The organism is Vibrio sp. Y2-5 (genome assembly GCF_014596725.1).
In the GTDB taxonomy this organism is placed as follows: Bacteria; Pseudomonadota; Gammaproteobacteria; order Enterobacterales; family Vibrionaceae; genus Vibrio.
The window spans coordinates 361305-374193 of sequence record NZ_JACVEG010000002.1; the positions used below are offsets into that span (position 1 = coordinate 361305).

A 12889-nucleotide genomic window follows, 5' to 3' on the forward strand; every position below is an offset into this window, starting at 1 on the left:
TTATGGCAATTAAGACATCTGATCTGAATGCAAAATTGTTTGGTAAAGTTGATAAGCGCCGTGCAACTACGCCTAAAGAAGCTCAGTCAGCCGCAAAAGAGCAGGCTCAAGTTATTGAGTTAGCCGTTGCTGGTGAGCAAATGGTGACGTTTGAACTGACGCGAATTCCTGCAACAGAAGTTGAAGCTAAAACACAAGTTTTTGCAGCGAATGCCCGTGAACAGAGCTTTTTAAATGAGCATGCACTTTCTGACATTTTAAGCACGCTACGTGAACGTGGGCAGCAATATCCGGCTGTTGGTCGCCGCATGGCTGATGGAACTGTTGAAGTTCTTGATGGTAGCCGTCGTCGCATGTCGTGTATTCTGGCTGAAAAAGAGTTCCTTGTTTATGTTGCGGATGACATTAATGCAGAACACGCGAAGTTTTTGTCTGATGTAGCCAATGCTCATAAGCCACTTTCTCTGTATGAGAAGGGGAAAGAGATGCAAGCTAAGTTAGACAGCGGTGAAGCTGAAGACCAAAAAGCACTCGCGAAAATGTTCCAGTGCAGTGAAGCTCTTGTGAGTGGTGCTCTTAAAGCTGCGGCTTTACCTCTAGAGTTATTACAAGCTTACCCTAACGTGGTTGAATTGGGACGCCCTACTATCGTTAAACTGCATAAGCAATTTAATGAGCTAAACGACAAACAACGTTCTGCACTGTTAAACAAGTGCCACGAAGAAGAAGGTTTTGTTTGGCAGCGTTGTCAGTCACAAGGCGTAGCACGAATCACAAAAGAAGTGACAGAGACTTTAGAAGAGTGGATTCACGATTTAGTTCCACCAAAACGTGCTGTCAGCAGCAGTGTTGATTTGATCAAGGGGCGTGTAAGTTATGCCCGCAAAGGCAATAACCTGACCTTGAACCTGAAGAAAATTGACGACGCTTTAATGAAAGATATCTTCGAGTTTTTGGAAAACAAAATCGACTAATAAAAATCCCGCGAACTTCGCGGGATTTTTTTATCTATTCATGCTTAAAGCGTCATTAGTTTCTTAGACGTTGCCAGTATTTTTCGTAAATAGCTAACGCTTCTGGACCTACGTCGTTAATGAATTCACCGTTCGCGATATCTTCATCTGTTGGGAAGATAGTTGTGTTGTTTCTTAGCTCATCCGGTAGCAGTGCGCGGCCAGTTGTTGTTGCCGATGCGTAACCCAAGCTGTTAACGATTTCAGCCTGGTTATCTGCTTGATACATGAAGTTAATAAACTTGTGTGCCAATGCTTTGTGTTCACTTCCTGACGGGATAGTGAAGTTATCCATCCACAATACAGAGCCCTCTTTTGGGAACACAAATTTAAGCTCAGGCATATCCACTTGGCCTTGATATGCATTACCGTTCCATTGCATACCTACAGACGCTTCACCAGACACGTAAGGAACGTGTGGCGCATCTGAGTTGTACAGTAGAACGTTATCTTTAAGTTCAACAAGAGACTGATACGCTTTTTCGATCTCTTTTTCGTTCTTGGTATTGACGCTGTAACCGTTAAGTTTTAGTGCCATACCAAACACGTCGCGAATATCGTCAATCAACATCACTTGCTGAGCGTATTTTTTATCCCACAAATCAGCCCAGTGAGTTACACCCTCTGGAATAACCGCGGAATTGTAGCTCATGCCTGTTACACCGAAGATGTATGGTAAAGAGTACTTGTTCTTCGGGTCATGAGCTTGACCTAGTAACGCTGGCAAAGCATCTTTCATATTTGGGATTTGGTTATGATCTAATTCTGCAAGCAAACCTTCACGCCCCATTTTCTCTATGAAGTAAGCTGATGCGAACACAACGTCATACCCTGTGCCTTTAAGAAGCTTGAGTTTGGTATACATTGACTCATTGTTCTCAAATGTTGAGTAGTTAACAGTTACGCCTTCTTGTTCTTCAAATCGTTTAAGCGAAGCTTCCGGTAGGTAACCACCCCACGCATAAACGTTTAGAGTTTGTATTTCTGCACTTACTTGAGCAGATCCAATTGTTGCAGCTAATACCAATCCTTTGATGAAAGTTTTCATTAATAATCTAATCCTGACAGCCAGTACCATACTGGGGTTCTATTGAATAATTAGGCAAATTGTTTGCTCAATAAAGCAAATATAATTTGTCGTCAGGGAAAATTTTTTTGACCTTAAATAGCCTGAACCAAAAGGCCTTACAGGCGAGCCTTAACTCACCTTACGGTCTATTATTGGGGTGTGTTACCATACAATTACTTTCACTGATTGCGTAACGTTATGTCTTCTGAAACCACTCAATTTATACCTTATTTATTCTCGCTACGTGAGCTTGCTTTGAAACATCAATATCGATTTGGTGTGGATTTGAAGGGGGCGCAAGAATGGAATCATTCGCTGATTCAACATTGGCTGAAGGATTCAAATAGCAATACCGCTTTCCAAGTTGGTGGTGATGCTTTTGAAGGCGTGCGATATGTTCCGTTTAATAAAGGCCAACAATTGTTGGGACAAGAGTGCGACCTGCTGATTTGTGATATATCTACAGGTTGGGATGCAAACAGTTTTAGCGCTGCATTGGGTACGCTTATAGGCGGCGGACTTTTGCTTGTGTTAGGCGGAAGTTCTCTCTCTGACAATCCCGCTGAAGTATGGTTGAAGAAAGCTTTAGATAAACTAATCACCTTATCTCCGACCAATCAGCCATCCCTACCCCCAATTATTGGCGATGAACATAACATTGATTACTCTCAGCAGCAGCTAGCGGTAGACAACATAGTAAAAGTGGTTACTGGGCATAGAAAGCGTCCATTGCTTTTAACTGCAGATAGAGGTCGAGGCAAAAGCAGTGCGTTAGGAATGGCCTCTGCAAAGCTAATGTCAGAACGCAGTATACGTATTGTGGTCACAGCTCCAAGCCTGGCCTCTGTCAGCCCCGTTTTTCATTTTGCGCAGAAATTGTTGGCGGGCTCATCTGGTCAGAAAGGTTTGGTTGAATACAAGCATTCTAGTTTGCGTTTTATTGCACCAGACGAGTTATTAAGAAGTCGATTTGAATGTGACTTGCTCTTGGTCGATGAAGCGGCTGCTTTACCTTTACCTATGCTAAAAGAGATGGTGACCCGATATCATCGCGTGGTGTTTTCATCAACCATTCATGGGTATGAGGGATGTGGACGAGGCTTCTCTTTAAAGTTTCAGACATGGCTAAAGGATGTTAGGCCAGATATGAGACTGCAAAATATGTCTCAGCCAATCCGTTGGAGCCAAGGCGATCCGCTGGAAGCATGGCATCGAGAGAGCTTTTTACTCGATTTTGAATTCCAACCAATCCGTGCTGAAGTTGCCGTTGGCGATTTGCAATTCAGTGGTGTAACCAAAAACAATTTACTGGATAAACCTGAATTGCTTCATAGCATTTTCAGCTTGCTAGTTAATGCACACTATCAGACATCACCAAATGATTTATTTCATTTACTGGGTGATGACAAAATGTCAGTCCATATAGCCATGCATCAAGATGTTTTAGTCGGGTGTATTCTCGCTGTGGAAGAAGGAGCGTTGGACAAAGCTCTAATTGAAGACATTCAACTTGGTAGACGACGACCTAAAGGACATCTGTCCCCTATAACCATCGCCAATCAGCTCGGTATTGAAGATGGTGCGACTCAGCTTAGCCAACGAATCATGCGTATTGCCGTTCATCCTGACGTGCAAAATCAGAATATCGGTTATGCGTTCGTCAAACACTTTACTTCAAAAAGTTCAACTGACTACCTTTCTACAAGCTTTGGCGCAACATCGGATTTAGTGAAGTTTTGGCGAAAATGTGGTTTTCAAACCATCAAAGTCGGCTCTCAACGAGATCAGGCAAGTGGTTGTTACTCTGTGCTGATGGTAAAAGGTGAAAACATCGATTGGCTTGAGCTGGCTAAGCAAAGACACGCACTGCACTTTGAATTTGAATTATCTGATTCTATGCAAGAGATGGAGCCTGATTTAGTTAAAACCTTGCTTAGCGAAAATCTATGTTCTGATACCCGAGCGCCCATCTCTCTTATTCACAATTACGCGCTTGGTGGTTCAAACTATGAAAGTGTCGCCGTGTGGTTGAGGTCATTCGCTTTTTCAGTTGGAAGAGAGCGAGTAACATCTCTGTCGGATCTATTTGTCTCGAAAATCGTTCAGCGATTATCGTGGACGGAATGCGCCGAGCGACATCAACTTACGGGCAGAAAGCAAGTTGAAGCGTATATTAGAAAAGAACTACTAGCGTTAATCGACGATTTACACTGTAAACTGGCAAAGTAATCTCTTGCGTGGCGATTTTACAGTGTAAATTAAACTTATCTAATTGATTTATATGATATTTGATTAAAAACAGGGTTGTTTAATCTATCTGTCAGCATTGCTTGAACAACCGGCATTGGTTTTGCGATTAAATAACCTTGATATGAACAAACATTGAAACGCGCGAACGCTTCAACCATATCTTGGGTTTCAATACCTTCAATAGTCATCTCCATCTTCTTGTTTTCACACAAGGTCGACAAAAATTGCAGATATTCAAAAGCTTCGTTTTCGATGAGAGATTGATTAGCGAGTTCTCGATCCACTTTTAATAATTTGAATGGAAGTTTGAAAATAGAAGTAATGGAGCTGTAGCCCGAACCAAAGTCGTCCATCGCTAACGGAAAGCCCATGATGTTCAGCTCATTGAGCCCTTCTAAAACTTGATGGTTGTTATCGATAAGAACCGATTCCGTTAATTCCAAAACTAAGTTTTCAGGCTTGGCGTTTTTCTCTAGAGTTATTGCTAACAGCTTTTCCGGAAATGTCTCTTTCAATAGTTGCAGAGCAGAAATATTGACGTGCACTTTCAGATTGCAGTTCCAAGTCTGATTGTATTGCACGATAAATTCGGCTGACTTAGAAAATACTTTTTTACCAAGTAGAGAAATAAGACCGAGAGCCTCTGCTACCGGAATGAATTCATCGGGAGGTATAAAACCAAATTGTTCTGTTTCCCAGCGAGCGAGTGCTTCAAAGGATTTCAGCTGGCCGCTTTTTGCATCAACGATAGGCTGCAAATGTATCGAAATTTCATTGTTTTCGATCGCTTGCTTGATATGGTTTTCTACATAAAAGTATTTGTCGACTTCTGGTTTAACTTGGTCGTTATAAACCACCCAATTAAGTTTGGACTTTTCAACCGCATATTCGCACGTCTGGTAGGTGGAATTCATAATCTCTTGTGATGAAAGGCTGCAATCACGGCAGACGTATATACCGATATACGCATCACCAAAGTAAGAAACGTTGTTGCGTGTCGTCGCTTTGAAGAGATGGATAAATTCGTTGGATAGCCTACCCAGCTCTTCGTCGGATAACTCTTCCGCAATGAGTACTGAAAAGGTATCTAAGCTGCTTCTATAACATTGGCTTTCATAACGGCTAAATAGGTGGAAACATTCTAATAAACTCGCTATGAAATCGGTCAGGATGAATTCGCTGTACTGACTGACGTAGGACTTAATGCCGGAGACATGAATGGTTACCATGGTAACGCTGGAAGTACGCTTGGATAAATCTAACGTGAGCTTATCCTTATTTGGAAGGCCTGTTAGCTTGTCAAAATAAGCCAGCTGAAAAACAGATTCTTCAAGCTTTCTCTGCTCAGTAATATCTCTGTGGTTTCCCACCATGTACTCACCAGAATCATCGACTTGGTTAATACCTGTCGCTTCAATCCAAATATAAGTACCTTCCTTATTTTTCACTCGGTACTGAGTGATAACGCGAGTGTCGTCACCCACGGCTTTAATATGAGTGCTTACATTATTGCTGAAAGGTTTTCTGTCTTCTGGATGTATCAGTTGAGTCCATTGATCAAGAGTTGTCTGTTGTTGCAAGTCGAACTGTTCGTAGAAACTTTGATTGTAAAAGGAGATTTGCCCATCAGGCATCATCATCCATAAACCTTCTACGGCTGAGTTAAACATGTTGTTAAAACGTCTTTGGATCAATTCATCCATATCAAGGAGTATCCTTTCTCTCTCTGAATACTTATGTTTACAGTACGGCAGGCACTATCATACATGTGTTACTTGATTTATATCAATTATATTAATATCAGTAATCTATTTTGAACGCCCCCTTTGATAGGTGAATCCTGCTGTTGCTAGTTTCAAAAGTTAGAGATAAGGTGGCTCTTGTATAGCTAGTGTAAATGACCACACTAGCTACAATTTACACTGTAAAGACAATATTGGCGTGTAGTGCTATTAGGGTGATACATGCCTTAATTTGAATATAAGGATGTTTGGTATACGTCTCAGTTTCGATACACTGGAAACCTACGTTATGTATACCGTAAAGGTTTAGTTGTATGTGGAAGGATGTCATTACGCTCACGGAAGATAAAACACGTGTAGTCGCTAAATTAACCGATGATCAATTCATCAAGAAGGAGTTTACTCAAGAGGGGCTTTTGAGTGCTTTACAACATCTTGATGCTTCTAAATTCTATCTGATGGAAGATGAAGTCACGCGTTTCGTCAATTGTGCCGGTGAAGGTAAAGGTGAAGCGTATGAAGGTATTGTCATTGCGGAAACACGCAACGCAAGTCTTGAAGTGGTGCTTAGCGAGCATGACATGATTGCAAGCATGGTTGTGACCGGTGCGTACGGTGGACGAGGTCTGCAAAGCGGTGAAATTATCCAGGCTCTGGCAGGAGCAAACGTAGTCAAAGGCATCAATAAAGCAGCACTGAAAAAAGTCTTTGTTTTGAGTAATAAATTGGCGGGCGGTGAGACGTTTACTCAACCTGTAGCTCAAGGAAAAGAAGCCATTAATGGTAAAGATGCGAAGTTTTTACCACTAGTTGAAGATGTGAACAAACGAGTTCTTGCGCCTCAATCTTCTAGAGGTCAGGACAAAATTGATATGCGCGACTTAGGTGAAACGATTACGGTCAGTGAAAATGACCCTGTGATGCGCCGCCAGCCTGCGACCAAAGGTGAACCTGGATACACTGTCCAAGGCAAAATTCTTCTTCCTAAACCCGGCACCGATTCTGCTCTTGTCGCGGGTAACGGTACCCATATTAGCCCTACTAATCCTAATTTATTACTGGCATCGATTAATGGTATGCCTGTATTTCGAAATAAGAGCATCGACGTTGAAAATGCAATTTGCCTTAATAACGTGAGTGTCGCAACAGGGCATGTGAAGTTTAAGGGCAATGTGGTTATCACTGGTGATATCGAGCCGGGGATGATTGTACGTGCTACAGGCTCAGTGACGGTCGGCGGTTTTATTGAGTCCGCTGATGTTCAGGCGCAAGGTAACATTGAAGTTGGTAAAGGCATTATTGGTCACACCGCGACTGAAGGTGAAGAAAAGAGTTGTACGGTTAAATCGGGAAGCTCAATTAAAGCCAATTATGCTCAGTACGCAGAACTTCAAGCTGGCGAAGATATTCATCTAACTGTACATAGCATGGGGAACGTTATTCGCTGCGCTAAAGATCTCGTTGTTCTTGATGAAAAAGAAACCCAAGGAACATTAAGTGGTGGAACCGCGAAAGTGGGCGGAAAAGTGGTGTGTCTCAACTTAGGCGTGGAAGGGGATACCGTGACTCACCTTGAAGCGTTTGCCAATTTTAACCGCTTCAAAGAGCGTATAGCCAGCCACAAAGAGCAGTACAAGCAGGCCCAAGAAGGTACGATGGATGCCATTCGTAAAGAACTGGAGTTCAAGAAGCGCCCTAAAGCCGAACGTACCGAAGAAGAAGAACTTAAGATTAATGATAGAAAAGAAAAAGCCAATGAACGCTTAGAGAAAGTTAAGAACTCACTGGATTTGCTGAATGAAGAGTTCGAACTTGCTATGGCTGCAAACACTGTAGATGTGAAAAGTAAGGTGTTTACTCATGTTACAGTTCAGTTTGGCGAAGAAAAAGTTACGACTAAACGAGTTCGTGGCCCATCTATATTTTCTTTCAATCAATATGAAATCCAAGTGTCTTCAAAACTGGAAGATGAAGACGTTGGCGTTTAACTATTAATCTGAAACAACGTTGAACATAACAAAGGGGAGCATTTGCTCCCCTTTGTTATTGGATTGATCTCTAGTTACGCTTAATTCACGGCGCGTATCTTGCCGTGTTTCAGATCGCTCAGCACCATGGATTTTGGTCCATCTGCAATGATGGTGCCTTTCTCCATTACAATTACACGTTCAACGATATCCAGCATTGATGTTTTATGGGTAATCACAATCAAAGTTTCACTTGGAGTCAGCTGTTTCATTTGATTCTTTATATGCATTTCAGAGCGATTATCCATAGCGCTGGTTGGCTCATCCATGAGTAACACCGGAGGGCGACCTAACAGCGCTCTAGCGATTGAAACCGCTTGACGTTGACCTCCTGATAGCAACAAACCACCTTCACCAACTTGGCGCTCTAAACCCGCAGGATCTTGCTGTGTAAATACGGTAACACCAGCTCTGTTAGCCGCATCCATGACCTCTCTATCGTCCACCAGCGGGCGTCCTAAAGTAATGTTATCTCTGATAGAGCCGTAAAACAGAACGCTTTCTTGAGGCACGCAGCCGATATTACGACGGATATCTATGTGATGAAGTTGGGCAATATCGGTATCGTCAATGCGTACATGACCTTCAGTCGGTTGGTACAATCCCATGATTAAACGCTCAAGGGTTGTTTTACCTGAGCCTATACGACCGATAATCGCTACTTTCTCACCCGGATTAATGGTCAGGCTCAAATCGCGAATCGAGGCAATTGGAGAATCTGGGTAATGGAACGTAACTTTATCCAGTTCGATTTTTCCCTGAATCATCGGACGGTGAATATAGCGTTTACCTTCTTCTTGTTCATCCGGCATTGCCATTACCTGCTCGATGATTTTCAAAGACGCTTTTGCTTGGTTGTAGCGGGTCGATAATAGAGATAATTGAACCATAGGGCCAATAGCGCGGCCACTCAGCATGGTTGCTGCAATTAGACCACCCATCGTTAGGTTGCCTTGGGCAATGAGGTACACACCCAGAATAATCATCCCAACGCTCGATGCCTGCTGAACCAAACCAGCCGTGTTTTGAATGCCGTCTGTAATTCGGCGGCTTTTGATGTTCCAGTTCGCCATGTGGGAAATGGCTTCTTCCCAGCGATGTTGGAATTGTCCTTGTGCACCAAACAGTTTTACCGTTTCAAGGCCAGCTAAGCTCTCTATCAAGTTCGCGTATTTCTGAGAAGCTAGGCGGGAGCCTTCTTCAATCGCACGACGTAAAGGCGCTTGAATCAGCAGAGAATAGATGATCAGGATACTTACACCGATAATCGGTACGTAAACCAGATCGCCAGCCATCAGCCAAATAATGATCAGAAATAGAATCGAAAACGGCAGATCAATCAGCGAAGAAATGGTCGCGGAAGTAAAGAACTCTCGTATGGATTCAAATTCTTGTAGATGGCGAGCAAATGCACCTACTGATGGAGGGCGAGACTCCATTCGAATCCCCATTACTTTACTGAACAGTTTTGAGGAGATGAGGATGTCCGATTTCTTACCAGCAACATCAATAAAGTAGTTGCGAAGCATCTTCAATGTGAAGTCGAACAGGAAGATGATAAACACGCCACTGGCTAAAACCCACAAGGTCTCAAAGGCGAGGTTCGGCAGCACCTTGTCATACACTAAACGGGTAAACATCGGCGCTGCAATAGCAAACAGGTTTGTCAAAAGAGAGGCGAATATAACATCACGATAAATGCGCTTTGATTGCCAAATTGTGCCCCAGAACCAGTGTCCTTCACGAGTTTTTAGAATTTCAGGTGAACGTTCATCGTAACGAAACTGCTTTTTCACCATGAAGTAGCGGCCGATAAAGCGAGCATTTAATTCTTCTAGCGGGTACGCAATCGGCACCATTCCTGATTCAGCTGTAACAATCTCGGCTTCTTGTTTCTCTTCATTAATACTGTTGAGAACACATGCTTCATTTCCCCGTAGAAGAAGAATCACAGGGAAGACCAAGCGAGGGATCTCTTTGAGAGTCGAACGATTTTCTTTCGCGATAAGCCCCGCACGCTCTGCAGCGCGGGGGAAAAGAAACGGAGTCAGCTTGCCATCTGTCAGCGGTAATCCATTGATTAGCGCGTCAGGTGAATTCGCCAATCCATAATAACGACTCACATAGACCAGTGAATTAAGTAGCGTATCTTGCATTAAACTGACCTTTATCCTTATTTATCTACGATGAAACCTTGGAATACTTCTATAAAATGCTCTGATAAGAAATCCAATTGAGCTTGAGTTTCAACGCGAGAAGCGATGGTTTTAATTCCTAGGTTATGCGCAGTTCTTGAAATCGACGTTAACGTGAATTTCTGCTTTTCATCATCTAAGTGGTGCGTAAACAGATAATCCAGTTTCACGTATTTAGGTCTAAATTCGTTGATGTAATCCAATGATTGGAAATTACGCCCATAGTTATCGACACCAAATTCAGCGCCTGCAGAGCGTATAGCGTTGCAGAACAGTGCAGTATGGTGTGGAGCGTTGATAAAACAGCTTTCTGGTATCTCAAAGTGGAGTAGGGCACAAACCTCTCTGTGTTTTGCAAGCTTTTGCGTGATCCAACGGATAAAGCTCGGCTGTTCAATACTGCTTTGAGCAATGTTAATCGCCAGTGGCGCGTTAAATTCGTTCGCTTCTAACTTCTCTATCATTTTCTCAATGACGTACTCATCGAACTGGTGGCTTGCGTTTAACTGTTCAAGAGCAAACAAATATTGGTTGGCTGTGTAGCGTTGTTCGCCATTATCAATCGCAGAGAACACTTCACGGTGGAAAGTCTCACCCCAGCCGTCATTCGCCGCCTGAAAACGGTATTGGAACCAGTCGTTGTGCATGGCTTCTTCAACCAGTGCTTTCCACTGTTGTTTACCCATAATGACTTGGTCGGATTCCGCTTTGATAAAGCCGTATTTCACTTCTGCGTTGGCCTTAGAAGCCGCGACGGCGTTATCTAGCAACGACAGTATCTGTGTTGAGTTTTTCTTGCTCTGATTATGCACAATACCCAGATAGACTTTCTCTTGAGTCATACCAGTTGGGTCTGCGCTGATGTCCTGAACGCAGCCGAAGATACTCTCTGCGACCATTTTCAGCTCGCCTTCGTCCATGTTCGGCAGAATGAAACCAAACTCGTCAGTAGAGATACGGGCAATGGTGGTGTTTGGTGCTGAAAGCGTGACTTTTAAGCGCTCCGCTAGGTTACCAATCATGCCGTCTCCGGCTTCATAACCCTTATCGTCGTACAACTCTTTAATGAATTGGGCCTGAAGAATGGCTACACCACCGATGGCACTTTCTGCCAACCAGCTATTCAGTTGGTTCATGTAGTAAGCACGGTTACCTAAATGAGATACAGGGTCGATGTAAGCACGCTCACGAAGTTGTTGGGCTTCTTGTGCTTGCGCTTTGAACGATTTTTCAACTTGTGCTGACATGCTGTTGATGCCTTCCACCACAGAGATAAGGTCTTTGGTTTTAGGCAGAGGAAGTGGGTCGCCAAAGTAGTTGCGAGCCACTTGTTCCATCTTATTGACGATCATTTGTAGTGGACGAAGTGCGCGTCTTACGATGACTGAAATCGCAACTAAACCTGCAAAGAAGATGGCGCCGAAAGCAATGCTCAGACGAATAAGCGCGTTCCATAATTGCGAATAAGCCTCACCAGGGTGGCTGATAATTTCGACTTCTGCCAGTTGCATCCAGCCACTGGTGACGACGCGTTGATCGTGAATCGGTTGAAACAAGTTTAAATTAGTAAACCACTCAGGAACCGAACTTGGCTTGATAGGGTAGGCACGTTCAATCTGTTGGTCGTCGTCGAGAAATTTCAACCTAACTAACGAGTAGGTACTTCCATCAAACAGAGCATTGATAACAGACTCAACCGCGACGGTGTCTTTCTTCTCAAGGTAAGGTGCGAGAGCTAAACCAACGGTATTGATCGTATTACTCACCTCAGAGCGTTGCTGCTGCTCTAAGTTGTCACGAGTGGTGTTAAATTCGATAACGAAGACCGAAGCTAACAACAGAACAAATACAGTGATCATCCCTGCGACCAATTGTTTATATAGTGTCATAGTACCTACTCATCGTAACTGATTAGTGGTTTATTCAGTTTAAGAGAGCGCTCTCGAGCGCGTAAATCATTCCAAAGGCTAAGACGTGAAGAGTCACCAGCAAGCTGGCCGTTCTTAGATTTCATTAGCCACAAGTTTTTACCGTTGAAACTGTATATAGGTAACAAGTCTCTACGAGTTGAAGCGGGTTTTATTTCCCCGTTGATGTTGTCTAAAATCAACGGTTCTGCATTCGACGTTGAGTAGTAGGCAAGAACCATGTGGAACTGGTTCAGCTCGATGGCTTTAACGTACACGAGGCGCAGTTTTTTATCTGATACACCAAGTTCAAGCAGGGAGAAATACTTCGCAATCGTGAAGTCTTCACAGTCTCCTGCATTACTGCCCAGAAATTCCAGTGGTGTTGCCCAGTAGTCATTTTTTCCCCACAGCTGAATGTCGTTAACAAAGTAAAGCTGGTTAAAAAAACGATTCACCTGAGTGAGTTGTTCTCTCTCTGACAAGCTTTGATAACGAACCATTTCTGCACGCCAGGTCGCAACGCGTTTACCCGCTCTTTGACCATAAGTCGCAGAGACAGCATCAATCCACTTTTGCTCTTGTTTGCTGAGCGCCAGTGACAAGGATGAAGTCATCAGGATAAGCGTTGCAGCTAGCCAGCGCTTCATAGCGTGTCCCAATTACTGTTGTTGAAAAGGGTTAGT

At 43.3% G+C, this 12889-nt stretch carries 8 protein-coding genes; 3 read left to right on the plus strand and 5 right to left on the minus strand.

Features of this window, described 5'->3' with window-relative positions:
* Nucleotides 1-2: 2 nt before the first annotated feature.
* Nucleotides 3-974, plus strand: a complete 972-nt coding sequence (locus HUO09_RS06730) for a ParB/RepB/Spo0J family partition protein (protein ID WP_188233428.1) — start codon at nt 3-5, stop codon at nt 972-974.
* A gap of 55 nt (nt 975-1029) precedes the next feature.
* On the opposite strand, the gene HUO09_RS06735 is transcribed toward HUO09_RS06730, so the two are convergent.
* Nucleotides 1030-2061: a PotD/PotF family extracellular solute-binding protein gene (locus HUO09_RS06735; RefSeq protein WP_188233429.1), complete on the minus strand. Its 1032-nt coding sequence runs from the start codon at nt 2059-2061 to the stop codon at nt 1030-1032.
* 219 nt (nt 2062-2280) lie between these two features.
* On the opposite strand from HUO09_RS06735, the gene HUO09_RS06740 reads away from it, so the two are divergent.
* Complete coding sequence (locus HUO09_RS06740) at nt 2281-4311, plus strand: GNAT family N-acetyltransferase (RefSeq protein ID WP_188233430.1); 2031 nt, start codon at nt 2281-2283, stop codon at nt 4309-4311.
* 35 nt (nt 4312-4346) lie between these two features.
* Here HUO09_RS06740 and HUO09_RS06745 read toward each other — a convergent pair whose 3' ends face one another.
* Nucleotides 4347-6035 carry an EAL domain-containing protein gene (locus tag HUO09_RS06745; protein WP_188233431.1) on the minus strand — a complete coding sequence of 563 codons (1689 nt, stop codon included), beginning with the start codon at nt 6033-6035 and terminating at the stop codon, nt 4347-4349.
* A gap of 353 nt (nt 6036-6388) precedes the next feature.
* Here HUO09_RS06745 and HUO09_RS06750 point away from each other — a divergent pair, with 353 nt between their 5' ends.
* On the plus strand, nt 6389-8062 hold the full coding sequence (locus tag HUO09_RS06750) for a FapA family protein (protein ID WP_167410743.1): 1674 nt from the start codon (nt 6389-6391) through the stop codon (nt 8060-8062).
* 80 nt (nt 8063-8142) lie between these two features.
* Here HUO09_RS06750 and HUO09_RS06755 read toward each other — a convergent pair whose 3' ends face one another.
* The 3 genes from HUO09_RS06755 to HUO09_RS06765 are packed head-to-tail and all read right to left on the minus strand — an operon-like array spanning nt 8143 to nt 12853.
* Complete coding sequence (locus tag HUO09_RS06755) at nt 8143-10257, minus strand: type I secretion system permease/ATPase (RefSeq protein ID WP_188233432.1); 2115 nt, start codon at nt 10255-10257, stop codon at nt 8143-8145.
* A gap of 17 nt (nt 10258-10274) precedes the next feature.
* Entirely contained in the window at nt 10275-12185 is a 1911-nt protein-coding gene (locus tag HUO09_RS06760) for an EAL domain-containing protein (protein ID WP_167410745.1), read from the minus strand.
* A 5-nt stretch (nt 12186-12190) separates the two neighbouring features.
* Entirely contained in the window at nt 12191-12853 is a 663-nt protein-coding gene (locus HUO09_RS06765) for a transglutaminase-like cysteine peptidase (protein ID WP_167410746.1), read from the minus strand.
* Nucleotides 12854-12889: the final 36 nt, after the last annotated feature.

Bases quoted from the DNA above. Each gene is read 5' to 3' on its own strand.
- HUO09_RS06730 (WP_188233428.1), top strand. From the start codon at position 3: ATGGCAATTAAGACATCTGATCTGAATGCAAAATTGTTTGGTAAAGTT.
- HUO09_RS06735 (WP_188233429.1), bottom strand. From the start codon at position 2,061: ATGAAAACTTTCATCAAAGGATTGGTATTAGCTGCAACAATTGGATCT.
- HUO09_RS06740 (WP_188233430.1), top strand. From the start codon at position 2,281: ATGTCTTCTGAAACCACTCAATTTATACCTTATTTATTCTCGCTACGT.
- HUO09_RS06745 (WP_188233431.1), bottom strand. From the start codon at position 6,035: ATGGATGAATTGATCCAAAGACGTTTTAACAACATGTTTAACTCAGCC.
- HUO09_RS06750 (WP_167410743.1), top strand. From the start codon at position 6,389: ATGTGGAAGGATGTCATTACGCTCACGGAAGATAAAACACGTGTAGTC.
- HUO09_RS06755 (WP_188233432.1), bottom strand. From the start codon at position 10,257: ATGCAAGATACGCTACTTAATTCACTGGTCTATGTGAGTCGTTATTAT.
- HUO09_RS06760 (WP_167410745.1), bottom strand. From the start codon at position 12,185: ATGACACTATATAAACAATTGGTCGCAGGGATGATCACTGTATTTGTT.
- HUO09_RS06765 (WP_167410746.1), bottom strand. From the start codon at position 12,853: ATGAAGCGCTGGCTAGCTGCAACGCTTATCCTGATGACTTCATCCTTG.